This is a genomic window from Labrys sp. KB_33_2 (genome assembly GCF_052114505.1).
Classification (GTDB): Bacteria; Pseudomonadota; Alphaproteobacteria; order Rhizobiales; family Labraceae; genus Labrys.
The window spans coordinates 230,799-257,033 of sequence record NZ_JBFREW010000011.1 but is presented as its reverse complement, the minus strand read 5'-3'; the positions used below and the strand labels follow the sequence as shown (position 1 = coordinate 257,033).

Genomic DNA, 26,235 nt, shown 5'->3' with positions numbered 1-26,235 from the left:
TTGTCCTGCTCGCGCCGCTGTCGCTTGGAAAGGCCGTGATCCGATGATAGGCCCGCTGCAGGGCCAGCGCGGGATCCCGCGGATTGCCGAGCCCCAGCCGCGGATGCCGAAAATCATGAAGCGATTTGGACGTCTGGTCTTGCGTCAACCTGCTGTGTCCGATCTCGAACGGCATTTCGAGATCCACGGCGATCCGGCGACCAATCTTTACAATCCGGCGGGTCCGACCCCGAATATCGCAGCCAGCGAGCGGGCACTTGCACGCTGGATCGAGCATTGGCGTCGGCACGGCTTCGGGACATGGGCGGTGGCGGCCGCAGACAATCCCGAACACCTGATCGGCTTCGGCGGCGTCGGTTACCGAACCTATGGCAGCGAGGAACGCCTCAATCTCGGCTTTCGATTCGCCCCCGAAGCCTGGGGTCAGGGCCTGGCCACGGAACTCGGCCGTGCAGGCCTAGAACACGCCTTTGAGGACCTGGGCAGCGAGGCGGTCTTCGCGCTCGTCCGGCCGGCCAATCTCCCCTCGATCCGAACGCTCGAGAGACTGGCGATGCGCCGCGATGGCTTTCTCGACGATGTGCCGGGGCAAGCGCCGAGCCTCGTCTATGTCATGACGGCCGAGGATTTTCGGGCGACGGCGAGCCGGTCCTGAAACCATGTAGATTTGGACGGCTGCGTCCGCGTCGAGGTTCCTTGCGGGTGATACGTCGCCTCGTCCGGCTCAATGTCGTTCGCTAAAACACCATCGGAGTTTGCGCGAGCTACGTCCGCGGTCTTTACACTTGACCCGGCAATCCAGTCTCTTGCCCGCCTGTCTGTGGCGCTGGATAGCCGGGTCAAGCCCGGCTATGACGAATTGAAGCGCTCTGCCCTTCCTAAGTGAAACTCATCGCCCTCGTCCAGCCGCCCCTTCTCCCGCGAGGAGAGAAGGGGCTATACCTTGGTGGGCCCCTACAGGTCCACCAGCGTCGCCTTCAATCGCTCGATCAGCAAGGCCGCATTCTCATGCGAGAACACCATGGGCGGGCGGATCTTCAGGCTGTGCCCCCGCAGTCCGGTAGCCGAGATCAGCACTTGGCGCTCGCGCAGGCCGTTGACGATGGCGGCGGCCGCTGCGGCGTCGGGGGCACCCTTGGCATCGACGATGTCGGCGCCGATGAACAGCCCTGCCCCGCGCACTTCGCCGATACGGCCATCATGCCTGCCGAGATCCTCAATGCCGCGCTTGAGCGCGGCGCCGACGTCACGGGCATTGGCGATCAGGCCTTCGTTCTCGATAACGTCGAGCACGGCCATGCCCACCGCGCAGGAGACGGGATTGCCGCCGAAGGTGTTGAAATAGCGCACCTCGCGCCCGAAGGCTTCGAGATGCTCGGGCCTCGCCGCCATGGCCGCCATCGGATGGCCATCGCCCATCGGCTTGCCCATGGTGACGAGATCGGGAACGATGTCATGCCGGGCAAAGCCCCACATGCCGGCGCCGGTACGGCCGAAGCCGGGCTGAACCTCGTCGGCGATGAACAGGCCGCCGGCAGCGCGGATGGCCTCCACCGCCGGACGCAGGAAGCCCGGCGGGTCGGCGAAGACGCCGTCGCTGGAGAAGATGGTGTCGACCAGCAGCGCCGAAGGTCGGATGCCATGAACAGCCATATCGGCAATCGCCGCCTTCACGCCTTGCGCAAAGGCTTCGCCGGTCGTGTCGGCAGATGTGGGAGCAGGCACCACCCGCACCGTCTCGGCGATCGGCGCCCCCGCGCCGAGCGAGGGCGACATCTGGGCGAGCACATCCGTCACGCCATGATAGGCGTTCTGCGTGACGATGACGCCCGTACCGCCGGTCACAGCCTTGGCGACGCGCAAGGCCAGGTCGTTGGCCTCGCTGCCGGTGCAGGTGAACATGATGTTGGAGATCTCGGCCGGCATGGTCGCGACCAGCCGCTCGGCATAGTCGAGAATGCCGTCGGTGACATAGCGCGTATGGGTGTTGAGCACCCCGGCCTGGCGCGCCAGCGCCGCCACCACATGCGGGTGGCAATGACCGACGCTGGCGACATTGTTGTAGGCGTCGAGATAGGCCGTGTCGTCGGGCCCGTAAAGCCAGACGCCCTCGCCCCTGACCACATGCACCGGATGGGCATAGAACAGACGATAGGCAGGACCGAGCACGCGCCGGCGGCGCTCGATCAGGGCTGCCTCATCGGCGGCAAAGCCGGCCGTGTTGCTGGGATCGAAGGCATTGACCATGGTCATGAGAGGCGATCCTTGCTCAGGTAAAGGTGGAATTCGTCCGCCGCCTGGTTTGACGAGAGCGAGCGCGCGGCAGCCAATCCCGCCCAGGCCCGGCCGGCATTGCGCAGGATGTAGTCGCGATTGCCGGGCTCCAGCGTGCAGCGCCAGGCCGTGATAATGGCCGTCAGCGTCATGCGGCCGCAGATGAGATCGAACAGGCAGCCGATCTCATCGTCCTGCAGGGGCTGGATGCGGTTGTAACCGGCGACGAACTGCTTGACCGGCTCCAGGAAGTCTACCCCTTCCCCGATATGATAGGAGGCCGATACGCCCACCTCGTTGACCAACGGGGCTCGCACCATGTCGCCGAAATCGATGATGCCGGCGAGCTGGTCCAACGCACCGTCATCTCCCGGTCCGACCAGGATGTTGGAGGGGTTGAAGTCGTTATGAATCACCTGGGTTCGAAGCCCGGCCGTCAGGGGCAATGTGTGGGCCTCGAGCCGGTCCAGCACGGCGGTGACGAGGGCGCGAGCCTCCTCGTCCTCGACATGCACGACCAGCGGCCGCAGGCTGGGGGCGTGGGTGAGGTCCCACAACAGGTCGGCCGGGCTGCCGGCATGCTCGAAACCGTCCAGGGCGCGGTCGAGCTGGGCAAGGCCGGCGCCGAGATTGCGGCGAAGCGCGGGGCCCCGTTCGAGCTTGGCCAGAGGCGTGCCGGGCAGATAGGTCAGCACGCGCACCAGGCGCGGCGGCTGCCCGGGCTCCTCAAGCCAGAAATAGGCTTCGCCGGCCTGCGTACGCACGACCCGAGGCACCGGCAGGTCGGCATCCCTTCGGGCGATATGCAGCAGGGCCTCCGTCTGGAAATCGGTCACCGCCACATCTTCGGCCGGGTTGACGATCTTCAGGAGAAACTCGCGTCCGTCGCCCGCCCGGAGCCGGAAATTGTTGTCGCGCTCGCCGATCAGCGGGAAGGCTTCGACGTCGAGGCCGTAATGATCACGGATGATGGCCTCCGCACGTGCCTTGGAAACAGGCGGGGCCGGCGTTGAAAGAACGGTCGATGTCTGTGGAGGCGCCATGGCATCCCCCTCTCCCATCCCTCAGGCCTCGACGCAACCCCCGCATGGCGGGAGAGGCCGCGCAATGGTCGGTAAATCGACCAGGGTGCCTGCCTGTATGGCTGTTTCGGCCATCAGGCCTCGGTTCTCAGAATGGCGCGCGATCATCCTTCCCCGACTTCGGGGAAGGTGCCGATGCGAAGCAGCGGCGGAAGGGGGAGAGTGGCGCCCATCTGTCAAATATGATCGACTGCGCCACTCTCCCCCACCCGACCCGGCTTTGCCGGGCCACCCTCCCCGAAGTCGGGGAGGGATTGTCGCGCTCTACTCGGCCTCGTTAGATTGCGTCCTTGATAGCCTAATAGGTCGGCGGCGTGATCGCGCTGACGATCTCGCTGCGCCCGTCCGAGATGTTGCGAAAACGGTGCGGCAGCCGGCTGTCGAAATAATAGCCATCGCCGGCACGGAGCACCTCGACCTTGCCGTCGACGGTAATCTCGATGGCGCCGCTCAGCACCATGCCGCCTTCCTGCGCCGAATGGGCATAGGCCTCGCCTGAATCGGCGCCGGGCGCGTAGGTCTCGTGCAGCAGCAGCATGGACTTGTTGGGATAATCGAGGCCGATGACGCGATGGGAGATCGCCTCCGGCTGCCCGATCTCGGTCAGGTCGGCGGCCCGGTAGAAGGGGCTCTGCGGCAGCGCGGATTTGAGATCGATGAAGAAGCCCGGCAGCGTGGTGCCGAGCGCGTCGAGAACCGCTCTCAGCGTGTCGAGCGAGGGGCTGATCAGGTCCCGTTCGATCAGCGAGACCGAGGAGTGCGAGACACCCGAGCGCAGGGCGACCTCCCTGACGCTGAGCTTGCGCCGGTGGCGCAATTCGCGCAGCTTGTCTCCGATCTTCATCGTCCCTCCTTGGGCATGGCATCACGCAAGTGGTGAATATATTGAACGAGCCAGTCTGGGGCAATTGCGCCGGGCGCTTGCGGCGGCAAGTCTTTGGGCATCTCGCTTCCCAAGGCATTTTCCAAGAAGTTGATCGACTTCCTGATTCAGAAAATGCGCCAAAACAAAGAATTAGAGAAAAAGGCCACCAATGCTCGACGCCACCATCCAAGCTCGCATCACACGCATCAAGGCACCGGGACGCAGCGCCCTCACCGACAATGCGTCCGTGGAAGCCACCGTGAAGCAGGTCGTCGACGAGGTGCGCAAACGCGGCGATGCGGCGCTGCGCGACTATTCGCGCGAGTTCGACAAGGTCGATGTGGAGCGCTTCGAGGTGACCGCCGCCGAGCGCCAGGCGGCCGTGGATGCCCTCGACCCGCAGACCCGAGCCGATACCGAATTCGCCATCGAGCGGGTGCGCGCTTTTGCCGAGGCCCAGCGCGCCACGCTGCTGCCCTTGGAGATCGAGGCCCTGCCGGGCCTGCATCTTGGCCATCGCATCATCCCGATCGCCCGTGTCGGCGCCTATGTGCCCGGCGGGCGCTATCCGCTGCTGTCGGCGCCGGTGATGACCATCGTGCCCGCCAAGGTCGCCGGCTGCGACGAGGTGATCGCCTGCCTGCCGCCGGGCGCTCACCAGGCCATGATTGCCGGCTGCCACCTCTCCGGCGCCGACCGCATCTTCCGGGTCGGCGGCGCCCAGGCCATTGCCGCCATGGCCTATGGTACCGAGAGCATCCCGGCCGTCGACAAGATCTTCGGCCCCGGAAATGCCTTCGTCAACGAGGCCAAGCGCCAGGTCTTCGGCCTTGTCGGCATCGACCAGCTCGCCGGCCCCAGCGAGATCTTCGTGGTGGCCGACGAGACGGGAGACGCGGTCACCATCGCCGTCGATCTCCTGGCGCAGGCCGAGCACGACGTACGCACGCGCGTCGGCCTGATCACCACGGACAGGGCCCTGGCCGAAGCGACCCTGGCCGAGGTCGAGCGCCAGCTCGCCAACCTGCCCACCGCCAATGTCGCCGGTCCGGCGTGGCGCGACTATGGCGAGATCGTGCTGTGCGAAGACGAAGGGGCCATGCTGGCCTATTCGGACTTTATCGCTGCAGAACATCTTGAGGTGCACACGCGCGATGCCCACGCCACCGCAGCCAGGCTGCGCAATTACGGCTCGCTGTTCATCGGCGTCTCGGCCAGCGTGGTCTATTCGGACAAGTGCTGCGGCACCAACCACACCTTGCCCACCATGGGCGCGGGGCGCTACACAGGAGGCCTGTGGGTCGGATCCTACCTCAAGACCTGCACCCATCAGTGGCTGGACGATCGCGGCGTCGCCGCAGTCGCCCCGCCGGCCATTCGGCAGAGCGCCAGCGAGGGGCTGGAAGGCCATCGCCGGGCGGCAGCCCTGCGCCTCGCTCCCAAGCAGCTGCTTGCGGAGATCGGCGTCTAATTTTTTCACCGGAAGCGGGCGCTGCCATTGCCATTGGCGGGCTCGCGGGTTCCGATGCGACAATTCCATGCGGCGGTGAGCCGCGTGCAACAGACGAAGCGGGTCCTTCCTCCGGGAAAGACACTGCGACGCACACCAGAGACCAGAACCAGTGGGGAAGACCGCAATGCGCTTCAGACATCTCCTTCTTGCCTCCGGCATCGCCTTGGGCACCGTCCTCGCCGGCGTCGCCAGCGCTTCGGCGCGCGACCTCACCGTCGTATCCTGGGGCGGAAACTACCAGGACGCCCAGCGCAAGATCTATTTCAAGCCCTTCTCCGAGAAGACCGGCAAGCCGGTGCTCGACGAGGCCTGGGACGGCGGCATCGGCGTACTGCAGGCCAAGGTCAAGGCAGGCACGCCCAATTGGGATGCCGTGCAGGTCGAGGCCGAGGAATTGGCGATCGGCTGTGCTGACGGGATCTACGAGCCGCTCGACTGGAACAAGCTCGGCGGCAAGGACAAGTTCATCGACAGTGCCGTCAGCGATTGCGGCGTGGGCGCCATCGTCTGGTCAACCCAGCTTGCCTATGACAGCGACAAGCTGAAGGAAGCCCCGAAATCCTGGGCCGATTTCTGGGACACCAAGAAGTTTCCGGGCAAGCGCGCCTTGCGACGCGGCCCCAAATACGCCCTCGAATTCGCGCTGATGGCCGATGGCGTCGCCCCCAAGGACGTCTACACGGTGCTGCGCACGCCCGAGGGCGTCGATCGTGCCTTCAAGAAGCTCGGCGAGATCAAGGGCGACATGGTCTGGTGGGAATCGGGCGCCCAGCCGCTTCAGCTCCTGAAGTCGGGCCAGGTGGTGATGACCTCGGCCTATAATGGCCGCATCACCGGCATCAACAAGACCGAGGGCACCCATTTCAAGGGCGTGTGGCCAGGCTCGATCTACGCCGTCGACAGCTGGGTCATCCTCAAGGGCAGCCCGAACAAGGATGCGGCGATGGACTTCATCGCCTTCGCCAGCCTGCCGGAGAACCAGTCCAAGCTGCCGCAGGACATCGCCTACGGCCTGCCGAGCAAGGCCGCGGCCGCCCAGGTGCCCGCCGATCTTGCCGTCGATCTGCCGACCTCGCCGGCCAACATGACGGATTCGGTCTCCATCGACACCGAATTCTGGAATGACAACATCGAGGATCTGACCAAGCGCTTCAACGCCTGGCTCGGGCAGTAGGCCCGTCCTTTCTCCGGCATGCGCCTGCTCTCGGGCACCAGCCTTTGTCGTTGCCGGGCTTGACCCGGCAATCCAGGACCGCTTTCAAGGTTGAGGCGAGGCACTGGATGCCCGGGTCGAGCCCAGGCATGACAAGGCTGCGTTAATGCCGGCTGGGTTGCGTCTCGATGTCCGTGTGGACATCGCTCATTCCAACTTCCCAAGGCCCGCGCCTGGAAGGAGCTTTTCGGATCCGATGGACTCGTTCATTCACTTCGACGGTGTCAGCAAATCCTTCGGCACGATGAAGGTCGTCGACAATCTCGACTTCCATGTCGGCCAGGGGGAATTCGTCAGCCTGCTCGGCCCCTCCGGGTCGGGCAAGACAACCCTCCTGATGATGCTGGCCGGCTTCGAGGCACCCAGCAGCGGCGCCTTGCTCGTCGACGGCACCCGCGTGGAGAACCTGCCCTCCTACAAGCGCAACATGGGCGTGGTCTTCCAGAACTACGCCCTGTTTCCGCATATGAGCATCGCCGAGAACGTCGCCTTTCCGCTCAAGATGCGCGGGATCAGCCGGGCGGAGCGTGACGCCCGGGTGACCAAGGCGCTCGACCTGGTTCGCCTCGGCCATCTCAAGGACCGCAAGCCCTCCCAACTCTCTGGCGGCCAGCAGCAGCGCATCGCTCTCTCGCGCGCCCTCGTCTACGAACCCAAGGTGGTGCTGATGGACGAGCCGCTCAGCGCACTCGACAAGCAGTTGCGCGAGCACATGCAGCTCGAGATCCGCGAGCTGCATCGCAAGCTCGGCCTCACCGTGATCTTCGTCACGCATGACCAGGGCGAGGCCCTGACCATGTCGGACCGGGTCGCCGTGCTCAATCTCGGCAAGATCGAGCAGCTCGACACGCCATCGGGCCTCTACGACCGTCCGCGCACGCGCTTCGTCGCCGAATTCATCGGCGAGACCAATTTGCTCGACGGTACCCTGAAATCCTGCTCGGACGGCCTGGCCACCGTCGAGCTCGCTTTGGGACCGACAGTCTCCTGTCGCACCGAGCTTTCGCCGAAGCCGAGTGCGCAGGTGCTGGTCTCCGTGCGGCCCGAAAGGCTGCATCTGAGCGATGCGCCGGCCCTGGCCAACAGCCTGCCCGTGCGCGTCGAGGATGACGTCTATCACGGCGACCATGTCCGGCTGCATCTGTCGAGCGGCGAACGCCGCCTCGTGGCCAAGGCCGATAGGCGCGAGGCGAGCCGGGCCATCGGTTCCGAGGTCCATGTCGGCTTCGCGCCCGACGACTGCACGCTGGTCCTGCCATGACGGCGGCGGCGCGGCTCAAGGCCGCTCTCCTGGTGCTTCCGCTCATCGCCTTTCTCGGCATCTTCTTCCTGTGGCCGCTCGGCATGATGATCGTCACCTCCGTGCAGGGCGGCACCGTGCGTCATGCCTTCCCGCTGACGGCGGAGGCGATCGCCGGCTGGAAGGGCGACGGCCTGCCGCCGGCCGAGGTCCAGGCCGCGCTCGCCAAGGATCTGCGTACGACGATCCCCCAGGAGCAATTCGGCGATGCCGTGCGCGCGCTCAACAGCCAGCAGGCGGGCTTCCGCACCCTCTTGCCGAAGACCGCCACTGCCGTGCGCAACGCCCCCGAAAACAGCCCGCCTCCCCTCGCCGGCATCGATCCGCGCTGGGGGCAGCCTGCCTTCTGGCTGGCGCTGAAGCGCTCGATGCCGTCCTACACGGATGCGAACCTCCTGGCTGCGGTCGATCTCAAGCGCGCCGATGACGGCAGCATCGCCAATGTGCCTGCGGATATGGCCGTAAACCGCATGATCATGCTGCGCACCTTCATGATCGCCCTGCAGGTGACGCTGCTCTGCGTCGCCATCGGCCTGCCCTTCGCCATGCTGGCCGCGAGCCTCTCGGGCTGGAAGCGCAATCTCCTGCTGCTCTCCGTGCTGCTGCCGCTCTGGACCTCGCTCCTGGTGCGAACCGCCGCCTGGATGATCCTGCTGCAGGAGAACGGGCTGATCAACCAGACGCTGAAGGCCCTCGGCCTGATCGATGCCTCGCTGCCGCTGATCTACAACCGCACCGGCATCCTCATCGCCATGACGCATGTGCTGCTGCCCTTCATGGTGCTACCTGTTTATGCCAGCCTCGTCGCCATTCCGCGCAATCTGATGCCGGCCGCCGCTTCGCTCGGCGCCCCCCCGCTGCGGGCCTTCAGCCACGTTCTCCTGCCGCTGGCCATGCCGGGCGTGCTCTCCGGCTCGCTCCTCGTCTTCATGGTGGCGCTCGGCTACTATATCACCCCCGCTTTGGTCGGCGGCCCGAACGAGCAGATGATCTCCTCGGTCATCGCCTTCTATGCCACCGGCACCGCCAATTGGGGCATGGCCGGCGCGCTCGGCATCTTCCTGCTGGTGCCGACCACGGTGCTCTACCTCGTCTATGGACGGCTCTCGCGCACGCCAATGGTGCAGCCATGATGGGATTGGGCAAGAATTCCTTCAACGCCCTGCGCCTTGCCTTCGGCGCGCTGATCGTGGCGTTCCTGGTCGTCCCGCTGGCGGCGATCCTGCCGCTGGCCTTCACCGACAGCGTGTTCCTGACCTACCCGATGACGGGCCCCTCGACACGCTGGTTCGATACGCTCGCCACCAGCGACGCCTGGCAGCGCTCGATCGTCAACTCCATGATCGTGGGCTCTGGCGCGACGGTGCTGTCCACCGTGGTCGGCACGCTTGCCGCCCTCGGCCTCAGGCGCAATCTGGTGCCGTTCTCGGGCGTGCTGCGCTCGATCTTCCTGCTGCCCATGGTGGTGCCGGCGGTGGTGCTCGGCGTCGGCATGCAGATCCTCTATGCCCGGCTCGGCCTCGCCTCCTCCTATGCGGGCGTGATCATCGCCCATGCCGTTTTGTGCGTACCCTTCGTGCTGGTCAACGTCTCCGGTTCGCTCGCCAGTATCGATCCGGCACTGGAAAAGGCGGCGGCCAGCCTCGGCGCTTCGCCCGGCACCGTCTTCCGAGCCGTGACCTTCCCGCTCGCTCTGCCCGGCATCCTCACCGGCGCTGCCTTCGCCTTCGCGACCTCGCTCGACGAGGTGGTGATCACCCTGTTCGTCGCCGGCCCCAACCAGACCACGCTGGCGCGGCAGATGTTCTCGTCGCTCAGGGAGAACATCAGCCCGGCCATCGCCGCGGCTGCCTTCCTGATCATCGTGATCACGCTGATCCTGGCCGTCGCCGTGAAGGGAGCCGCGATCCTGGCTTTGCTCGGCAAGCGCAAGCAGGTCCTGCCGGCTGAGGAATGATACCAAGTTCGAGGAGATAGGCTCCTTCCGGGAGCGCGAACGCCGCGACATGCAGGCATGTCGCTGTGACGTCCGCGCTCCCGGAAGGACCATCGCTCGAAATATTCGGCACGCCATGAGGCACCCCCTGCCCGGCGCGTGCGCCGTGTCACGCCGGCATAGCGGTGCTTGAGCAAAGATATCGGCAAGTCAGTCGCGTAGGAGCCTTTGCTCCACCATGGCGTTTTGTGATTCCTGGCGGCATCGCCAAGAATCGCAAAGACGCGAGGAAACAAAGAGTTAGAGCAAAGCACGTTCCCGTCCCAACGCGCTTTGCCCTGGAAGCGTGAGAGTACCATGCCGAGTACCGCCACCGACATCCTGCCCAATCCGACGCGCCGCCAGGTCGCGGCCTTGCCGCTTCGCGAAAAAGACGGTCGCATCGAGGTCTGCCTGGTGACCACCCGCACTACCCATCGCTGGACGGTGCCGAAGGGCTGGCCCATCAAGGGCCGCAAGGATCATGTCGCCGCGCGCATCGAGGCCGAGCAGGAAGCGGGGCTGACCGGCAAGCCGCGCAAGAAGGCGCTCGGCTCCTTTATCTATTGGAAACGTCTCGCCGACCGCTTCGAACTGATCAAGGTGAACGTCTATCCCCTGCGCGTCACCGGCATGCTGCCGGCGTGGAAGGAACAGGCCGAGCGCCGCGTGCAATGGATGGGCCTCGGCGACGCCTCCATCATCGTGGACGATCCCGGTCTCGCCCGGCTGCTGTCCGGGCTGAGGCCGGCCATGGCACCGTAGGATGTCCCTCTTTTTGGATCGCAGGCATCCCATGAAATGATGAGCCGGCCTAACCGGCAAGCTGCTCCATGCAGACCTTTCGGACGCACTCCCTCAGCCAGCGATGCGCCGGGTCGGCATCGAGCCGCGGGTGCCAGAGCAGAGAAATCGTGATCTCCGGCAAGGCAAACGGCAGCGGGAAGCAGAACAGCCCCGCGCGCAGCCGGCCGGTGGAACGCTCGGGCACGGTGGCGATCAGGTCAGTCGAGCGGGCCAGGGCCAGGGCTTCCGCAAAACCGCTGACGATAGTGGCAATGTTCGGCTTGAGGCCAAGCGCTTCGAACCTGCCGTCGACAGGCCCCCGATAGAGGGCTCGGCGAGAAATCAGAACATGGCTTCCGCCAGCATAGCGCTCAGGCGTGACCGGAGCCTCGCTCAGAGGATGCCCCATCCTGACGACACCGACGAAACGATCGCGGAACAGGGCCTGCGCCCGCACTTCCGGTCCCATCGAATCGCCGATCACGCCCGTCTCCAGATCCACGCTGCCGTCCCGCAGAGGCGTGCTGTCCTTGTCGACTTTCGGCACGAACCGGAGCGTGACCCCCGGCGCCTGTTCGCGGACATGAGCAATGAGATCGGGTCCGAAATTCTCGACGAAGCCCTCCCGGTTGCGAAGGGTGAAGGTTCTCGTGAGCTTTTTCAGGTTGAGCGCTTCTACCGGACGAAGAACGCTTTCGACACTCTGGACGAGTTGGCCGACGCGTTCGCGCAGTTCCAGAGCCCGCGGCGTCGGCACGAGCCCGCGGCCGGCCCGAACCAACAGGGGATCACCGGTCGTCTCGCGCAAGCGGGCCAGGGCCCGGCTCATCGCCGAGGGGCTGAGCCTGAGGCGGCGGGCCGCTCGGGCGACACCGCCTTCCGTCAGCAGAACGTCGAGCGTGATGAGAAGATTGAAATCGGGAAGCGACATGGGTCGATCATAGCATCCAAAGTCAATTATGGCATGGCGTTTGATGCACGAATGAAGTGCAAATGATGCGTATTCCGCCATGTCAGGCACAGGCCTATCTTTCGGTGGTTCCACCTTCGAACCGACGGAAGACGCGATCCATGCCGAAATCAGCCACCAGAGACGATGGACGAATGCATGAAAAGGCCACGCCCAAGTTCCACGGAGCGCTTGCCTGCCTTTCCCTCTGCATCCTGCTGTCGTCCCTGGGCACCAGCATCGCCAATGTCGCCCTGCCGACCTTGGCCACGGCCTTCTCGGCCTCATTCGAGCAGGTGCAGTGGATCGTGCTGGCCTATCTGCTGGCGATGACCACTTTGGTCGTCAGTGTCGGCCGATTGGGGGACATCGTCGGGCGGCGCAGGCTGCTGTTGGCCGGGCTCGCCCTGTTTACGCTGGCTTCCGCTTCCTGCGCAGTGGCGCCCACATTCGGGCTGCTGGTCGCGGCTCGCGCCGCCCAGGGCCTCGGCGCAGCCATCATGGCGGCTCTCGGCATGGCTGTTATCGGCGAAGCCGTTCCCAGGGAAAGGACCGGCAGTGCCATGGGGCTGCTCGGTACGATGTCGGCCGTCGGCACCGCTCTGGGGCCATCGCTCGGAGGCCTCATGATTTCCGCCTTCGGCTGGCGGAGCATCTTCCTCCTCAATATTCCTTTGGGCCTCCTGGCCTTCTATCTTGCCCATCGATTCCTGCGCGAGGACGGCGGCAAATCCCGGGATGTCCGCAACAGCTTCGACAGCCTCGGCACGCTGCTGCTGGCCGCAACGCTCGCCGCCTATGCCCTGGCCATGACCACGGGACGCGGCACTCCCGGCTGGATCGGCACGAGTCTGCTGCTGGCAACCGTCATCGGCGGCGGTCTCTTCCTGCTGGCGGAGGCACGTGTCAGCTCACCCCTGATCCAAGTGGCGGCCTTCCGTAGCGAGGAGCTGAGCGTCAATTTGGCAACGAGCGCCCTGGTCGCGACGGTGATGATGACGACCTTCGTGGTCGGGCCATTCTATCTGTCCAGCGTCTTCGCTCTCGACGAGGCTGAAATCGGCGCGGTGATGGCGGTCGGCCCGGTCCTTTCCATCCTGAGCGGCGTGTTTGCCGGACGCATCGTCGATCGCCTGGGTGCGCCTCACCTGATCCTTATCGGCCTCACCGAGATGGCCGTCGGAGCCATCGCCCTGTCCATGATGGGCCCGACGTTCGGCGTCGCCGGCTATATTGCCGGCATCGTCATCCTGACGCCGGGCTACCAGCTTTTCCAGGCCGCGAACAACACCGCCGTCATGGCCGGTATCCCAGCGGACCGGCGAGGCGTGACATCAGGCCTCGTCAATTTGTCGCGCAATCTAGGCCTGATAACCGGGGCTTCGGCCATGGGAGCCATCTTCCGTTTTGCCGCCGGAACGGGCGACATCGCCAAAGCCCCTTCGGAGGCCGTCGCCTTCGGCATGCAGGCGACATTCGGCACCGCCGCCTTCCTGATCGTGGTTGCGATTATCCTGGCTGCGGGAACGCGCATTCTGGCGGGACGCGCCGCGCAGCCACAGGATGTCCCCTGAATTGCGGGGTGCAGGTGAAGCCCAAGCGCAAGTTTCATCCTCCCCTGGAGGTATCGGCACTCCCAAGAGGAAGTGCCGATACCTCCAGGGTAGGATGATGAATTCGCGCCTCAGCCCTGCGGCGCCATCGCGGCGGGATCCATCCACACGATTTCCCAGACATTGCCGTCGGGATCCTCGACGCTGCGGCTGATCATGAAGCCATGGTCCTGCGCCGGGTTGGGATCGGCGCGCCCGCCCGCCGCCGTGGCGCGGGCCAGCGTCGCATCCACACCATCGCGGGTGTCGACATTGAGGGCGATCAGGGCCTGGCTCCACTGGCGCGCATCACCGATCGGGCGCTTGGTGAACTGATCATAGCGCTCATGGGTGAGCAGCATCACGACGATCGCATCCGAAAGCACCACCGATTTGGTCTGCTCATCGGAAAATTGCGGATTCACCTCGCCGCCCAGGGCGACATAGAATGCAGTTGCGGCGGCAAGATCGCGCACCGGCAGATTCAAGAAAATCATCTTGGCCATCACTTCCTCCTTCACCGAATGGGCGAGTTGACTTATTATCTCGCTATCATGTTAGTAGACGAAAAATATCTTAATGTCAAGATACTTTTCGTCAAGAGAACCTGCCGATGGACCGCGCCGATATTGCCGTCGAACAATGGGCTCGCGAACGCCCCGACCTTCCCTCCTTGCCGATGGCGGTGTTCGGCCGCTTGTCCGATGCGTCCGAACGGGTGCTGCGCGACCATATGAACCCGCTCTTCGCCGCCGCGGGCCTGCAGCCCGGCGAGTTCGACGTGCTGGCTACGCTGAGGCGTTCGGGCGAGCCCCATATGCTTTCGCCGACCCGGCTCTACGAAGCGGCGATGATCTCCTCGGGCGGCATGACCAATCGCCTCGACAGGCTGGAACACGCCGGCCTGGTCGAGAGGCGCCCCGATCCCAATGACCGCCGCGGCAAGCTGATCGCCCTCACCGAGGCCGGCAAGGCCGTGATCGACGAGACTATCGCGCGCCATGTTGCCAATGAGGAGCGGCTGCTGTCGGTGCTGACGCGGGCCGAGCAGGAAACCCTCGATGGCTTGCTCCGAAAGCTGATCACCGCCCTTTGACGAGAGGCTCCGGCTGCTGCGCAGCCAGGCGCGCATGCTTCAACCGGGTAGCCGCTGCATCAGCGGCTGCGGCTGCGCCGGCATCTCCGGCACCAGGTTGAGGCCGGCTTCATACTGGTGGAAGCCGTCGAAATCACCCTTGCCGATCGGGCAACCGGCAAGGCGCAAGAGTGAATAGGCCATGCCGAGATGAAAGAAGAAGTTCGGCAAGGCATATTGAGTGACGAATTCGACGGCCTTGGCCTCGAACACCGCCTGGCCGGCCTTTTCCCGTACGAGCCTGGCTTCCCCGCCGGCAAAATCGCGCCGGGAGACGTTTTTGAGCCGCGCGATGGTGTTTCCCAGCAAGAGGCGGATGTCCTCGATCGATTCGATCGGGCCGTCATCGAGCATGATCGGTTGCTGCAGCACCGGGTTGATGGCCCGGATGGAGAAGCCCAGCGCGATGCGAACCTGCCACTTCAAAGGGAACATGTTCGGCTGCAGGGCCAGGTTGAGGACCTCCGCCTGCTCAGTGCCCCGGAGCTGCAGATGCTCGGCCGTCTTGTCGAGGATCGCGTCGAGATTGGTGAGATAGCGCAGGAAAACCGGAACGGAAACGTCGAAAAGATCAGCCATGGGCTTGCTTCCCTGGACGGCCTCGGACCGTCCGCATAAATACGCTTGTCGAGTTCCGCATCCGGCCAAAAGCGGCCGGCCGGCGCTCAGTGAGCGCGGCCGATACAGAACTCCACCACATCCGCCAGGGCCGATTTCATCGGACTGTCGGCGAACAGCGCCAGGGCATCCTTGGCCATGGCCCCATAATGACGGGCGCGCTCGATGGTATCTTCCAGCGTCTTGTGGCGGCGCATCAGGCCGATGGCGTGCTCGAGATCGGCTTCCGTGATCTCGCCGCGTTCCAGCGTGCGGCGCCAGAAATCGCGCTCGCCCTCATTGCCGCGCCGGAAGGCCAGCACCACCGGCAGGGTGATCTTGCCCTCGCGGAAATCGTCGCCGACATTCTTGCCGAGCTTGGTGTCCGAGCCGCCATAGTCGAGCGCATCGTCGACGAGCTGGAAGGCAATGCCGAGATTCATGCCGAAGGAACGGCAGGCGGCCTGCTCATCCTTGGGGCGCTCGGCCAGGACCGGGCCGACTTCGCAGGCGGCCGCGAAGAGCTCCGCCGTCTTGCCGCGAATCACCGCCAGATATTCGTCCTCGGTGGTCGCCGTATTCTTGGCGGCGGCAAGCTGGGCCACTTCGCCCTCGGCGATCACAGTCGCAGCGGTCGAGAGGATGTCGAGTGCCTTGAGCGAGCCGACTTCCACCATCATCTTGAAAGCCTGGCCGAGCAGGAAATCGCCGACCAGCACGCTCGCCTCATTGCCCCACAGCATGCGCGCGGCCGGCTTGCCGCGCCGCATATCGCTCTCGTCGACGACATCGTCGTGCAAAAGCGTGGCCGTATGCATGAACTCCACGGAGGCGGCCAGCTTCACATGCCCCTCGCCCTGGTAGCGGGCAAGCTGGGCAGTCGCCAACGTCAGGATCGGGCGCAGTCGCTTGCCCCCGGAAGAGATCAGATGGTTGGCGACTTCAGGAATCATCGTCACCTCCGACCCTGTCCGCGACAGGATGGTGGCATTGACCCGCGCCATATCCGCCTTGGTCAGGTCGACGATCGGCTGGATCGATCCTTGCGACCCGGATTTGTCCTCGAATGCGACAACGACGCCCAATACATGCACTCCGTTTTGCCGGCACCATAGAAATGCGCGGCTCCCCATACAAGCTCGCAGTTGTCGCGCCAACAAGCACATTGCAATTGTTGCGATAATCGCAACCATTGCCGCATGGAAGAAATCGTTCGTACCAATGATCCCGTGCTGATCTCCTATATCGAGGCCCTGCTCACAGAGGCAGGCGTGGTCCATCTCGTGCTGGACACCCATATGAGCGTGCTGGAAGGCTCGCTCGGCATGATCCCGCGCCGCATCCTGGTCGACACGGACCAGAGCGTGCTGGCGCGCCAGCGGCTGACCGAGGCCGGCCTCGGCAAGGAGTTGCGCACGCCGTGACCGCAACCGAGACCACCCTCTCGGCTTTTCTCGGCGGTCGGCTGCAGCTCTCACAGCCGGCCCGGGGCCATCGGGTCGGAACCGACGCCGCCTTGCTTTCGGCCTGTCTTTTGCCGGCTGCGGGAGAGATGGTCTACGACCTCGGTGCGGGGATCGGCGCCGCCGGCCTCGGCCTTGCCGTCCGCTGCCTGCAATGTCGCGTCACTTTGGTCGAGATCGATCCGGTCATCGCGGCATTGGCAGCCGGGAATGCTGCGCGCAACGGCCTTGCCGAACGGGTGGCCACGATCGAGGCGGACGTCACGCAAAGGCCGGCAAAGGGCCAGGCCTTGCAGCCCGGCACGGCCGACCATGTCATCATGAATCCGCCCTTCCATCTTCCCGGCACGATTCGCCCGGCACCCGATGCCTATCGCGCCGGTGCGCATGTGCATGGCGAGGCCGATGAGGAAGCCTGGATCCTCTGCGCCCTCGCCCTCCTGCGCGCCAAAGGCAGCCTCGCCCTCATCCACCGCGCGGATGCCCTGCCCCGGCTGCTGGCCAGCCTCGACCGGCGCTTCGGCGACATCCGGGTCAAGCCCGTGCAGCCGAACGCCGGCGCGCCGGCCGTCCGCCTGCTCATCCGCGCCGTCAAGGGTTCGCGCGCGCCCTTCCTCCTGCTGCCGCCGCTGATCCTGCATGACGAGAACGGCGGCTTCACCGCAGAGGCGGAGGCCCTGCATCGCGGTGAAGCCTCGATCGACTGGCAGGCCTAGCCTGGAGGCTAGCCCGTCTCGTTCAAAAGCGAGAGGAAACGGGCGAACAGGCCGGCCTGGGAATGGATGCCGAGTTTGTGGTGAATGTTGCGGCGATGCACCTTCACTGTGCCCACTGAGATATGCAGAAGGCGGCTGATCGAATCCGACGAATGCCCCTGCAGCACCAGATTGACGATTTCGCCCTCCCGCGCCGTCAGCGACTGGCTGGCCCATAGGCGGGCGCGATCGAAATCGCTGCCCGGCAGCGGCAATGTCGCCATCCGGCTGCCGGTCTCGCCGAACTCCGGCAGGTCGCGCCAATGCTGGGCGCACAGCGCGAGGACGATCGGCGCCAGGTCGCGCAGGCCGCGCACCTCGGCGGTGCCGAACGGCCCCGACCCCGCCAGGCGCATCAGCGACAGCACCACCGAAGTCTGCTCGGGGAGCTGCACGAAAAAGCCCACCTCCTCGGCAAGACCCGTCTGGCTGTAATAGGAGCGGAAATATTCGCTCGTATAGAAGCGGTCGGGCGCCAGCTCGCGCATGCGCCGGAAGCCTTCGCAGCCCCCGATCGCAGCCCGATGAAAGGGATCGAGCAGATAGGCGCCATCCTGATAGAGGGCGACGAAGATATGGCTCTCGGCCGGCGAAAAGGTCTCGTACAGCATCGGCGGCCGCGCCGAGCCGCGATAGGCGAACACCACGCTGTGGTCGAAACGCGCATGCAGGCCGAGCCAGGCCAGCAGGGCGCGCGCGAAGTCACCCGAGCCGGTGCGACCCGCGGTTCCTATCGCCTCCGCCAGCGCCGTGGATGCCGCCAGATTATGCCTGGTGCCGCCGATTTCTACCCCCTGTGCTGAACAAACATGCAGCATATACCCCCTGGTAGGTATATACGAGATGAAATCGGCTCTGCTAGCTTTCCTTTCGCAAAAGCCGAAAAGCAAGAATGAACCGGCCAGATCGAAACGGCTTGGCAGCGACCGAGGGGACAAGCGCGGATGAACGACAGGACCTCGCCCGATATCGAATTTCGCGCCGTCGCCAAGCGCTATGGTGAGGTCACCGCGGTGCATGGCATCGATCTCGCCATCCCCAACGGGGCCTTCGTCGCTTTGCTCGGCCCCTCGGGCTGCGGCAAGACCACCTGCCTGCGCATGATCGGTGGCTTCGAACAGCCAAGCAGCGGCCAGGTGATGATCAGCGGCCAGGACATGGCCGGCACGCCGCCCTATCGCCGCCCGGTCAACATGGTCTTCCAGCAATATGCCCTGTTTCCGCATCTGACCGTCGGCGACAACATCGCCTATGGCCTGCGCCAGGCGCGTCCGCGCCTGGCTGGTTCGGAGATCGCCCGGCGCGTCGACGAGGCCCTCGCCATGGTGCGCCTCTCCGGCTATGGCCGCCGGCGCATCCACGAGCTCTCCGGCGGCCAGCAGCAGCGTGTTGCCCTGGCCCGGGCCCTGGTCAACAAGCCTGCCGTGCTGCTGCTCGACGAACCGCTCGCCGCGCTCGACAAGAAGCTGCGCACCGAGATGCAGCTCGAACTGCAGAATCTGCAAAGGTCCCTCGGCATCACCTTCGTGCTCGTCACTCATGACCAGGAAGAGGCGCTCTCGATGAGCGATCTCGTCTGCGTGATGAACAAGGGCCGCATCGTCCAGACCGGGGCACCCAGCCAGATCTATGACGATCCGGCCGACCTCTTCGTTGCCGATTTCGTCGGAAAGTCCAATTTCCTCGACGGCAAGGTCGCCGAGGTCGACGGCAAGGCGGCCAGGATCGTGCTCGCCGACGGCACCATGCTCCAGGCGCGCAGCCATGCCCCGCTCCAGCCCGGCCAGGCCGCGCGCATCAGCATCCGCCCCGAAGCCATGCGCCTGGAGGCCGGCGAGGGACCGAGCCTGCGGGGCACCGTGCACAACCGCATCTTTCTCGGTTCGACCGCCGAATATGCCATCGACGTCAAGGATGTCGGCACGGTGCTGGTCGCCGCCGACCATCTGGCCCATGGCCCCGGCCTCAAGGGGCCGGGCGACAGCGTCTCGATCGGCTTCGCACCGGGAGCACCGTTGGCCTTCGCCGCCTGAACGACGATAGAGCAAAATGACTTTATCTTCGAATTGTCACCTTCGCTCTAACTCTTTGTTTTAACCCATTTTCTTAATCGAGAAGTCGATCTAAAAGCCGCGCAAAGCGGCACCACCAGAGGGAAATGAGCCATGTCGAAATCCTATCGCGACGGCCTGCCGATCTCCGCCCAAGACTTTGTCGATCAGCTCCTGCGCTACCGGAAGGGCTCGATCAGCCGCCGCCATTTCCTCGGCGCCACCGGCCTCGGTATGGCGATGGCCGTGCTCGGCCGGGAAAACGGCATCTTGCCCGCTCCCGCCCATGCCGCCGGCGAACTCGGCGACAAGATGTCGATCGCCACCTGGCCCAATTATCACGACCCGCAGACCTTCGTGAACTTCACCAAGGCGACGGGCGTCGCCGTCGAGGTCAACGTCTTCGGTTCCAACGAGGAGATGCTGGCCAAGCTCCAGGCCGGCGCCACCGGCTGGAGCCTGTTCGTGCCGACCAACTACACCATCTCGACCTACAAAAAGCTCGGCCTCATCGACGCCATCGACCTTGCCAAGCTGCCGGCCTATAGCGCCCCCACCGAGGATGCCCGCTTCACCGCGGAGGGCACCATCGACGGCACGGTCTTTACCGTGCCGAAGAACTGGGGCACCACCGGCTTTGCGGTGAACACCCAGAAGCTCGGCAAGCCGCTGGCAAGCTGGAAGGATTTCTGGGACACCGCCATGGCCGAGGGCTCCAATCGCACCATGGTGCATGACTACCAGCTCACCACCATCGGCAACGCCTTGAAATATTTCGGCTATTCCTTCAATTCGCTGAAGCAGGACGAGCTCGCCAAGGCCGAGGAACTGCTGATCAAGGCCAAGCCCCATCTCTATGCCGTGTCCTCCGACTATCAGCCGCCGATGCGCGCCAACGATGCCTGGATGACGATGTGCTGGACCAATGACGGAGCCCAGCTCAATCGCGACCTGCCCCACATCAAATATATCCTCGGCAAGGAAGGCGGCGAGATCTGGACCGACTTCTACGCCATTCCCAAGGACGCGCCCAACAAGCCGGCCGGCTACGCCCTGCTCAATTATCTGATGACGCCGGAAAATGCGGTGAAGGAGCACATCGCCAATGGCGCGCCCTGCACGGATTCGCGTGTCAACGCCCTCCTGCCCAAGGAATTTCTTGCCAATCCCATCCTCTATCCGGCCGCCGACCTGCTGAAGCCTCTGGAATTCGGGGCGGCGGCGACACTGACCGATCCGAACCGGGCCGAGCTGATGGCCCGTTTCAAATCGGCCTGAGTGCCCCCTGGTGATCGCTGGAGACAAGGCCGCTCCGTCATTCCCGGCCGAGCACAGCGAGGGGAAGGGAATCCAGGGGCAGCACGACGCCCCTGGCCCTGGATTCCCTTCCCGCCACCTGCGGCGGCGCCGGGAATGACAGCATCCTCACACCGAGCGCATTTTGCCAACAATGCAGCTCGCCCTTCCACTGGAACCTCATCCGTGGCCTCCTCCCGCGCCCGCCGCACGCTCGTGACGACCCTGCTGCTCGCCCCAGCGAGCGCCTGGCTCGTGGTCTTCCTGGTGCTGCCCTTCATCGCCGTGCTCGTCTTCAGCGTCGGCGAGCGGGCGCCGGAGGGCGGCTACCAGGCCGCGTTCTCTTTTGCGCAATATGCCAATCTCGGCGCACGCTCCACTGCCTTCTGGAACACCGCGATCCTGGCGCCGGCCGGTGCCTTCGCCTGCCTGCTGGTGGCCTATCCCGTCGCCTATTACCTCGCCGTCAAAGCGCCGCCACGCTGGCGCCTGATCCTGCTGGCGCTGGTGGTCATCCCATTCTGGACCAGCCTGCTGATGCGCAGCTATGCCTGGATGTACATCCTCGGCTCGCGCGGCATCCCGGCCTTGCTCGATCTCATCGGCATTGCCGATATCCGGCTCCTCAACACGCCGGGCTCGGTGCTGGTCGGCATCGTCTATGGCTACCTGCCGCTGATGATCCTGCCGATCTACGTCAGCCTCGAGCGGCTCGACCGCCGCCTGCTCGAAGCCTCGGCCGACCTCGGCGCCAGGCCCGTCTCGACCTTCCTCGGCGTGACGCTGCCGTTGTCCCTGCCCGGCGTGATGACCGGCTTCAGCCTGGTGATGATCCTGCTGCTCGGCGAATATCTGATCCCGACCTTGCTCGGCGGCGGCAAGGTCTTCTTCATCGGCAATGCCCTGGTCGACCTCTTCCTGCAATCGCGCAACTGGCCGTTCGGCTCCGCCATCGCCGTAACGCTGGTGGTCGCCTCGGTCGTGGTGCTCATGATCGCCAACCGCATCACGGCACGCGTATCGGGCGCCCGGCAGGTGGACCTGATCTGATGAGAGCCTTCGTCGCCGCCGTCTTCGCCTTTCTCTATCTGCCGATCGGGCTCCTCGTCCTGTTCTCCTTCAACGCCGGCCGCAACGCCAGCGAGATCGTCGGCTTTTCGACGAAGTGGTACGGCACCGCCCTCGCCAATCCCTTCCTGATGGAAGCCCTGCGCAACAGCCTGATCGTCGCCTCCAGCAGTGCACTGCTGGCGGCGGTGTTCGGCACGATGGCGGCCCTCGGCCTGTCGCGCGTCGGCACGCGAACCCGCCTCGTCTTCGATGCTCTTTTCGGCGCCGCGATCGTGGTGCCCGGCGTGGTCATCGGCATCGCCACGCTGGTGGCGCTGGTGCAGGTTTTCGCCTTCGCCAATCCGCTGCTCGCGGCGATCTGGCCGGGCGATGCCCCGCCCAGGCTCGGCCTCGGCTATGGCTCGATCATCGCCGCGCACGGCCTGTTCTCGATGGCGTTGGTCACCATGATCGTACGCGCGCGCCTCGGCAGCCTGAGCCGCGACCTGGTCGAGGCGTCGAGCGATCTTTACGCCACGCCCTTCACCACCTTCCGCTCCATCGTGCTGCCGCAGATCTTCCCGGCCATCCTGGCGGGATTCCTGCTGTCCTTCACCTTCTCTTTCGACGATTTCATCGTGGCCTTCTTCGTCGCGGGCCCGCAGACCACCCTGCCCATTTATGTGTTCGCCTCGATCCGCCGCGGCGTCACGCCCGAGATCAACGCCATCGCCACGCTGGTGCTGGTCGCCTCGGTGCTGATGGTGCTGCTCGCCCAGTTCCTGCTGCGCAAGCGCCAATAGCGCCCCTGCTCCCCATCATCGAGTGAATGACCATGATCCTGGAAAGCCGCATCGCCGTCGTCACCGGTTCGGGCTCGGGTATCGGCCAGGCCGGTGCCCTTGCCATGGCGCGCGAAGGAGCCGTCGTGATCGTCGCCGACCGGGACGCCGCCGCCGGCGAGGCGACCGCCGACAGGATCCGCACGCAGGGAGGCCGTGCCGAGGCTGTAGCCACCGATGTGGCTGACGATGCGGCCGTCGAGCATCTCGTTCGCAGCACGCTCGATCGCCATGGCCGCATCGACATCCTGCACAATCATGCCGGCATCCAGATCGGCGGGCCGCTCACCGATGTCAGCCTCGATGGGTTCGACGCCTCCTGGCGCATCAATGTCCGCGCCCATTTCCTTGCGGCCCGGCTCGCCATGCCGGCGATGATCGCGGCTGGCGGTGGCGTCATCCTCAACACCGCCTCCAATTCCGGCATGTTCTACGACCGGGAGATGATCGCCTATGCCACCTCCAAGCACGCCGTGGTGGCGATGACCCGCCAGATGGCCCTCGACTATGCCCGGCACAAGGTGCGCGTGAACGCCCTCTGCCCCGGCTGGGTCGACACCCCCTTCAACGAGCCCTTCATCGCCCAGATGGGCGGCCGTGCCGCCATCGAAGCCTATGTCCGCGAGAAGATCCCGATGGGCCGCTGGGCCACGGCTGAGGAGATCGCCGAGGCCATCCTCTTCCTGGTCTCGGATCGCTCCGCCTTCATGACCGGGCAGGCCCTGGTCGTCGACGGTGGGGAAAGCATCGGCTGAGCCGCCACCGCAAGTTCACCGGTCAGCACCGCCGTTCCGCCGCACTGTCCTGCGCGAAGCCTGCACCACGGGCGGTATGGTCCTGCTTCGCGTTGACCAAAGTGAACGCTCCTGTTTTTCGAGCAAAACATCCCGTCAATATTCGACAGGAAATGTGCCGGTCGACATCTGCAAAAGCGCTTTGAAAAGGCTTGACTCACGCGGCCGGCTGGAGTGCAACTATGTCAATAACATGACAAATCCGTTGCAAATTTTTGGCAAGCGCCCTTTCAAACGCCGTTTGTCTGATAATTTGCCCCAGAGAAATCTCGCTTGTCTGCATCCCGCCGGATGCAACCGTTAGGTCAAATGAGGGGGGTCAACTTGAATAAGAATTTCATCTACGTGATGATAGGCCTTGTACTGGGCATCGCGATCGGTATCGCCTGCTTCTATTCCTTCCCCGACAAGAAAACGGCTGTCTCGGTCGCCGACTACATGTCCCTGGTCAGCGCCGTCTTCCTGCGCCTGATCAAGATGATCATCGGCCCCCTGGTTCTCACGACCCTGATCGTCGGGATCGGCCATATGGGCGATGCCGCGACGCTTGGGCGCGTCGGCGCCAAGACCATGGCCTGGTTCATATCGGCTTCGATCGTGTCGCTGCTGCTCGGCCTGCTGATGGCCAATCTCCTCCAGCCCGGTCATGGCATCGTCATCGCCGATCAGGCCGCGAACACAGCCAATCTCTCCTCCGAATCCTTCAGTTTCAAGAACTTCGTCGAACACCTGGTACCGACCTCGCTGTTCAAATCGCTGGCCGAGGGCGAGATTCTGCAGATCGTGGTGTTCTCGATGTTTGCCGGCGTCGCCATCATGGCCCTGGGCGAGCGCGGCAAGCCACTGATCCAGCTGGCAGACGATATCGCCCATATGATGCTCGTCATCACCGGCTATGTGATGAAGGTCGCCCCCTTCGCCGTATGCGCGGCCGTTGCTTCGGTCATCACCAAGTCCGGGCCGGGCGTTCTCCTCAACTTCGCCAAGTTCCTTGGGGGCTTCTACCTGACTCTGGCCATCTTGTGGGCACTCCTGCTCGGCGTCGGCTATTTCGTGCTCGGCGGACGTATGACCAGCCTTGTCAGCCGCATGCGCGAGCCCTTCCTCCTTGCCTTCTCCACCGCGAGTTCGGAGGCTTCCTATCCGAAGATCCTCGACCAGCTCGAGCGTTTCGGTGTCTCCAAGCGCATCGCCAGTTTCGTGCTGCCCTTGGGCTATTCGTTCAATCTGGACGGCACCATGGCCTACACGACCTTCGCGACATTGTTCATCGCGCAGGCCTATGGCATCGAACTCTCGATTGGTACCCAGTTGACCATCGCTGCCGTGCTGATGCTCACCTCCAAGGGCGTGGCCGGTGTACCGCGTGCCTCGCTGGTGGTGATCCTCGCCACGCTGCAGCAGTTCAAGATTCCGGAGGCCGGCCTGTTCCTGATCATCGGGATCGACCAATTCCTCGACATGGGCCGCAGTGCCACCAATGTGATCGGAAACTCGCTGGCGGCCTCTGCAGTCGCCAAGTTCGAAGGCGATCTCGGCCCGGAGAAGGACGACATCGGCGTGGCCGGTGCCACACCCGCAGGCGCTCACGCCTGAACGCCTGGCGGCGGCATCGGCTGCGATGCCGCCGCCCTCATCGAGCATCGTTTGTGCCGCCAATCGCCTCTTGCGTCGCGGCACGCCGCATGAGGGCGGCGCCGACCGGCGGCCGCCCGGATTTTCGGGAGAGATCCTTGAACAAACTCATTCCGCTCACGTTCGCTATCGTGATGGCGGCAATCGGCATCGCCAGGGCCGAAGACATGATCGGCGAGGACCTGTCGGCCGCGCCCAAGCAGCAATATTTTCCGCTCGAACTGTCCGGCACCCTTTTGAAGGCGAACAGCACCGGTGCCATCACCATCGGCTATCGCGACGCCTCCTTTCCCTTCTCCTTCAAGCGCCCGGACCAGGCCGGACCAGAGGGCTACGCCATCGAGTTGTGCAAGGGCGTGGTGGAGGAGATCTCGCGCGAACTGCACGACAAGCCGGTGCGCATCGACTACAAGCTCGTCACCTCCGATACGCGTATCGAGGCCGTGACATCAGGTGAGGCCGATCTCGAATGCGGCTCGACCACTGCCAATCTCGAGCGCCAGAAGAGCGTCTCCTTTTCGCCGATCACCTATGTGGCCGGCACCAAGCTCCTGGTCAAACGCGATTCCGGCATCCACACCTACAAGGACCTGCACGGCAAGACCCTGGTGGTGACAGCCGGCACCACCAATGAAGCCGCACTGAAGCAGCTCAACGACAAATACAAGCTTGGCATGATCATCGCCTCGGCTCCCGACCACCAGCAGTCTTACGACATGCTGGCGGCAGGCAAAGCCGATGCCTTCGCGACCGATGACGCCCTGCTCTATGGCTTTATCGCCCGCAATCACGCCCAGAAGTCATTGGCCGTCGTCGGGGATTTCATCACCTACGACGCCTATGGCATCATGTTCCGCCGGGAAGATCCGCTGATGGCCGAAGCCGTCAGGCGAGCCTTCGCGACCATGGCCGAACAGGGCAAGCTGGTCAGAACCTATCGCAGATGGTTCCTCCAGCCCACTCCCACGGGGGAGAACCTCAACCTGCCTATCTCCCTGCAGTTGACCGAAGCCTGGCGGGCACTCGGCATCGACGAGTTCTAAGGCATCCGCTCTGCGCATGAAGAAA

The 26,235-nt window shown here is 64.6% G+C and carries 26 protein-coding genes; 18 read left to right on the top strand and 8 right to left on the bottom strand.

Annotated elements, in window-relative coordinates; translation table 11 throughout:
- Window positions 1–139 precede the first annotated feature (139 nt).
- Window positions 140–655, top strand: a complete 516-nt coding sequence (locus AB4037_RS20710) for a GNAT family N-acetyltransferase (RefSeq protein WP_441772791.1) — start codon at window positions 140–142, stop codon at window positions 653–655.
- A 299-nt stretch (window positions 656–954) separates the two neighbouring features.
- Here the strand turns inward: AB4037_RS20710 and AB4037_RS20705 are convergent, their stop codons facing one another.
- The 3 genes from AB4037_RS20705 to AB4037_RS20695 all read right to left on the bottom strand — a co-directional run bounded on the left by AB4037_RS20705 (window position 955) and on the right by AB4037_RS20695 (window position 4,200).
- Window positions 955–2,253, bottom strand: a complete 1,299-nt coding sequence (locus AB4037_RS20705; RefSeq protein WP_441772790.1) for an aspartate aminotransferase family protein — start codon at window positions 2,251–2,253, stop codon at window positions 955–957.
- On the bottom strand, window positions 2,250–3,317 hold the full coding sequence (locus AB4037_RS20700) for a phosphotransferase (protein WP_441772789.1): 1,068 nt from the start codon (window positions 3,315–3,317) through the stop codon (window positions 2,250–2,252). The genes AB4037_RS20705 and AB4037_RS20700 overlap by 4 nt, the downstream gene beginning before the upstream one ends.
- 337 nt (window positions 3,318–3,654) lie before the next feature.
- Entirely contained in the window at window positions 3,655–4,200 is a 546-nt protein-coding gene (locus tag AB4037_RS20695) for a cupin domain-containing protein (protein WP_434955408.1), read from the bottom strand.
- 190 nt (window positions 4,201–4,390) lie between these two features.
- Here AB4037_RS20695 and hisD point away from each other — a divergent pair, with 190 nt between their 5' ends.
- From hisD to AB4037_RS20665, 6 genes are all read left to right on the top strand, one after another.
- Window positions 4,391–5,692 (top strand): histidinol dehydrogenase, encoded by a 1,302-nt coding sequence (gene hisD / locus AB4037_RS20690; protein ID WP_441772788.1) that lies wholly within the window; start codon window positions 4,391–4,393, stop codon window positions 5,690–5,692.
- Window positions 5,693–5,858: 166 nt separating this feature from the next.
- Window positions 5,859–6,908, top strand: a complete 1,050-nt coding sequence (locus AB4037_RS20685; protein WP_441772787.1) for an ABC transporter substrate-binding protein — start codon at window positions 5,859–5,861, stop codon at window positions 6,906–6,908.
- Between the two features lie 235 nt (window positions 6,909–7,143).
- Window positions 7,144–8,208 (top strand): ABC transporter ATP-binding protein, encoded by a 1,065-nt coding sequence (locus AB4037_RS20680; protein WP_441772786.1) that lies wholly within the window; start codon window positions 7,144–7,146, stop codon window positions 8,206–8,208.
- Window positions 8,205–9,380 carry an ABC transporter permease gene (locus AB4037_RS20675; protein WP_434955404.1) on the top strand — a complete coding sequence of 392 codons (1,176 nt, stop codon included), beginning with the start codon at window positions 8,205–8,207 and terminating at the stop codon, window positions 9,378–9,380. The genes AB4037_RS20680 and AB4037_RS20675 overlap by 4 nt, the downstream gene beginning before the upstream one ends.
- Entirely contained in the window at window positions 9,380–10,204 is an 825-nt protein-coding gene (locus AB4037_RS20670; protein WP_434959604.1) for an ABC transporter permease, read from the top strand. Before AB4037_RS20675 ends, AB4037_RS20670 begins: the two co-directional genes overlap by 1 nt.
- Before the next feature lie 336 nt (window positions 10,205–10,540).
- Window positions 10,541–10,987, top strand: a complete 447-nt coding sequence (locus AB4037_RS20665) for an NUDIX hydrolase (protein ID WP_434955403.1) — start codon at window positions 10,541–10,543, stop codon at window positions 10,985–10,987.
- 49 nt (window positions 10,988–11,036) lie between these two features.
- On the opposite strand, the gene AB4037_RS20660 is transcribed toward AB4037_RS20665, so the two are convergent.
- On the bottom strand, window positions 11,037–11,939 hold the full coding sequence (locus AB4037_RS20660) for a LysR family transcriptional regulator (RefSeq protein WP_441772785.1): 903 nt from the start codon (window positions 11,937–11,939) through the stop codon (window positions 11,037–11,039).
- 173 nt (window positions 11,940–12,112) lie between these two features.
- Here AB4037_RS20660 and AB4037_RS20655 point away from each other — a divergent pair, with 173 nt between their 5' ends.
- Entirely contained in the window at window positions 12,113–13,531 is a 1,419-nt protein-coding gene (locus tag AB4037_RS20655; protein WP_441772784.1) for an MFS transporter, read from the top strand.
- A gap of 110 nt (window positions 13,532–13,641) precedes the next feature.
- On the opposite strand, the gene AB4037_RS20650 is transcribed toward AB4037_RS20655, so the two are convergent.
- Complete coding sequence (locus tag AB4037_RS20650) at window positions 13,642–14,055, bottom strand: VOC family protein (protein ID WP_441772783.1); 414 nt, start codon at window positions 14,053–14,055, stop codon at window positions 13,642–13,644.
- Window positions 14,056–14,162: 107 nt separating this feature from the next.
- On the opposite strand from AB4037_RS20650, the gene AB4037_RS20645 reads away from it, so the two are divergent.
- Entirely contained in the window at window positions 14,163–14,645 is a 483-nt protein-coding gene (locus AB4037_RS20645; RefSeq protein WP_434955399.1) for a MarR family winged helix-turn-helix transcriptional regulator, read from the top strand.
- A 39-nt stretch (window positions 14,646–14,684) separates the two neighbouring features.
- Here the strand turns inward: AB4037_RS20645 and AB4037_RS20640 are convergent, their stop codons facing one another.
- Together AB4037_RS20640 and AB4037_RS20635 are read right to left on the bottom strand one after the other, a co-directional pair.
- Window positions 14,685–15,263: a DUF1993 family protein gene (locus tag AB4037_RS20640; RefSeq protein WP_434955398.1), complete on the bottom strand. Its 579-nt coding sequence runs from the start codon at window positions 15,261–15,263 to the stop codon at window positions 14,685–14,687.
- An 86-nt stretch (window positions 15,264–15,349) separates the two neighbouring features.
- On the bottom strand, window positions 15,350–16,366 hold the full coding sequence (locus tag AB4037_RS20635; RefSeq protein ID WP_434955397.1) for a polyprenyl synthetase family protein: 1,017 nt from the start codon (window positions 16,364–16,366) through the stop codon (window positions 15,350–15,352).
- 114 nt (window positions 16,367–16,480) lie between these two features.
- On the opposite strand from AB4037_RS20635, the gene AB4037_RS20630 reads away from it, so the two are divergent.
- The gene (locus AB4037_RS20630) at window positions 16,481–16,705 is read left to right on the top strand and encodes a putative signal transducing protein (RefSeq protein ID WP_149251743.1); all 225 of its coding nucleotides are present in this window, start codon (window positions 16,481–16,483) and stop codon (window positions 16,703–16,705) included.
- Window positions 16,702–17,460: a tRNA1(Val) (adenine(37)-N6)-methyltransferase gene (locus tag AB4037_RS20625; RefSeq protein WP_441772782.1), complete on the top strand. Its 759-nt coding sequence runs from the start codon at window positions 16,702–16,704 to the stop codon at window positions 17,458–17,460. The genes AB4037_RS20630 and AB4037_RS20625 overlap by 4 nt, the downstream gene beginning before the upstream one ends.
- A gap of 8 nt (window positions 17,461–17,468) precedes the next feature.
- Here AB4037_RS20625 and AB4037_RS20620 read toward each other — a convergent pair whose 3' ends face one another.
- The gene (locus AB4037_RS20620) at window positions 17,469–18,317 is read right to left on the bottom strand and encodes a response regulator transcription factor (RefSeq protein ID WP_434955395.1); all 849 of its coding nucleotides are present in this window, start codon (window positions 18,315–18,317) and stop codon (window positions 17,469–17,471) included.
- Window positions 18,318–18,443: 126 nt separating this feature from the next.
- Here AB4037_RS20620 and AB4037_RS20615 point away from each other — a divergent pair, with 126 nt between their 5' ends.
- The 7 genes from AB4037_RS20615 to AB4037_RS20585 all read left to right on the top strand — a co-directional run bounded on the left by AB4037_RS20615 (window position 18,444) and on the right by AB4037_RS20585 (window position 26,210).
- Window positions 18,444–19,532: an ABC transporter ATP-binding protein gene (locus tag AB4037_RS20615; RefSeq protein WP_441772781.1), complete on the top strand. Its 1,089-nt coding sequence runs from the start codon at window positions 18,444–18,446 to the stop codon at window positions 19,530–19,532.
- 132 nt (window positions 19,533–19,664) lie between these two features.
- A complete protein-coding gene (locus AB4037_RS20610; protein ID WP_441772780.1) occupies window positions 19,665–20,828 on the top strand; it encodes an ABC transporter substrate-binding protein in 1,164 nt (387 codons plus the stop codon).
- Window positions 20,829–21,032: 204 nt separating this feature from the next.
- The gene (locus AB4037_RS20605) at window positions 21,033–21,896 is read left to right on the top strand and encodes an ABC transporter permease (RefSeq protein WP_441772779.1); all 864 of its coding nucleotides are present in this window, start codon (window positions 21,033–21,035) and stop codon (window positions 21,894–21,896) included.
- The gene (locus AB4037_RS20600) at window positions 21,896–22,699 is read left to right on the top strand and encodes an ABC transporter permease (protein WP_434955391.1); all 804 of its coding nucleotides are present in this window, start codon (window positions 21,896–21,898) and stop codon (window positions 22,697–22,699) included. Before AB4037_RS20605 ends, AB4037_RS20600 begins: the two co-directional genes overlap by 1 nt.
- Window positions 22,700–22,731: 32 nt before the next feature.
- Entirely contained in the window at window positions 22,732–23,493 is a 762-nt protein-coding gene (locus AB4037_RS20595) for an SDR family NAD(P)-dependent oxidoreductase (RefSeq protein ID WP_434955390.1), read from the top strand.
- Window positions 23,494–23,880: 387 nt separating this feature from the next.
- Window positions 23,881–25,128, top strand: a complete 1,248-nt coding sequence (locus AB4037_RS20590; protein ID WP_434959603.1) for a dicarboxylate/amino acid:cation symporter — start codon at window positions 23,881–23,883, stop codon at window positions 25,126–25,128.
- Window positions 25,129–25,265: 137 nt separating this feature from the next.
- Window positions 25,266–26,210, top strand: coding sequence for an amino acid ABC transporter substrate-binding protein (locus AB4037_RS20585; RefSeq protein WP_441772778.1), 945 nt, complete (start codon window positions 25,266–25,268; stop codon window positions 26,208–26,210).
- The last annotated feature ends 25 nt before the right edge of the window (window positions 26,211–26,235 follow it).

What these genes read in the sequence shown, in the direction of transcription:
- AB4037_RS20705 (WP_441772790.1), bottom strand. Translation starts at nt 2,253, where the DNA reads ATGACCATGGTCAATGCCTTCGATCCCAGCAACACGGCCGGCTTTGCC.
- AB4037_RS20700 (WP_441772789.1), bottom strand. Translation starts at nt 3,317, where the DNA reads ATGGCGCCTCCACAGACATCGACCGTTCTTTCAACGCCGGCCCCGCCT.
- AB4037_RS20695 (WP_434955408.1), bottom strand. Translation starts at nt 4,200, where the DNA reads ATGAAGATCGGAGACAAGCTGCGCGAATTGCGCCACCGGCGCAAGCTC.
- hisD (WP_441772788.1), top strand. Translation starts at nt 4,391, where the DNA reads ATGCTCGACGCCACCATCCAAGCTCGCATCACACGCATCAAGGCACCG.
- AB4037_RS20685 (WP_441772787.1), top strand. Translation starts at nt 5,859, where the DNA reads ATGCGCTTCAGACATCTCCTTCTTGCCTCCGGCATCGCCTTGGGCACC.
- AB4037_RS20680 (WP_441772786.1), top strand. Translation starts at nt 7,144, where the DNA reads ATGGACTCGTTCATTCACTTCGACGGTGTCAGCAAATCCTTCGGCACG.
- AB4037_RS20675 (WP_434955404.1), top strand. Translation starts at nt 8,205, where the DNA reads ATGACGGCGGCGGCGCGGCTCAAGGCCGCTCTCCTGGTGCTTCCGCTC.
- AB4037_RS20670 (WP_434959604.1), top strand. Translation starts at nt 9,380, where the DNA reads ATGGGATTGGGCAAGAATTCCTTCAACGCCCTGCGCCTTGCCTTCGGC.
- AB4037_RS20665 (WP_434955403.1), top strand. Translation starts at nt 10,541, where the DNA reads ATGCCGAGTACCGCCACCGACATCCTGCCCAATCCGACGCGCCGCCAG.
- AB4037_RS20660 (WP_441772785.1), bottom strand. Translation starts at nt 11,939, where the DNA reads ATGTCGCTTCCCGATTTCAATCTTCTCATCACGCTCGACGTTCTGCTG.
- AB4037_RS20655 (WP_441772784.1), top strand. Translation starts at nt 12,113, where the DNA reads ATGCATGAAAAGGCCACGCCCAAGTTCCACGGAGCGCTTGCCTGCCTT.
- AB4037_RS20650 (WP_441772783.1), bottom strand. Translation starts at nt 14,055, where the DNA reads ATGGCCAAGATGATTTTCTTGAATCTGCCGGTGCGCGATCTTGCCGCC.
- AB4037_RS20645 (WP_434955399.1), top strand. Translation starts at nt 14,163, where the DNA reads ATGGACCGCGCCGATATTGCCGTCGAACAATGGGCTCGCGAACGCCCC.
- AB4037_RS20640 (WP_434955398.1), bottom strand. Translation starts at nt 15,263, where the DNA reads ATGGCTGATCTTTTCGACGTTTCCGTTCCGGTTTTCCTGCGCTATCTC.
- AB4037_RS20630 (WP_149251743.1), top strand. Translation starts at nt 16,481, where the DNA reads ATGGAAGAAATCGTTCGTACCAATGATCCCGTGCTGATCTCCTATATC.
- AB4037_RS20620 (WP_434955395.1), bottom strand. Translation starts at nt 18,317, where the DNA reads ATGCTGCATGTTTGTTCAGCACAGGGGGTAGAAATCGGCGGCACCAGG.
- AB4037_RS20615 (WP_441772781.1), top strand. Translation starts at nt 18,444, where the DNA reads ATGAACGACAGGACCTCGCCCGATATCGAATTTCGCGCCGTCGCCAAG.
- AB4037_RS20610 (WP_441772780.1), top strand. Translation starts at nt 19,665, where the DNA reads ATGTCGAAATCCTATCGCGACGGCCTGCCGATCTCCGCCCAAGACTTT.
- AB4037_RS20600 (WP_434955391.1), top strand. Translation starts at nt 21,896, where the DNA reads ATGAGAGCCTTCGTCGCCGCCGTCTTCGCCTTTCTCTATCTGCCGATC.
- AB4037_RS20595 (WP_434955390.1), top strand. Translation starts at nt 22,732, where the DNA reads ATGATCCTGGAAAGCCGCATCGCCGTCGTCACCGGTTCGGGCTCGGGT.
- AB4037_RS20590 (WP_434959603.1), top strand. Translation starts at nt 23,881, where the DNA reads ATGATAGGCCTTGTACTGGGCATCGCGATCGGTATCGCCTGCTTCTAT.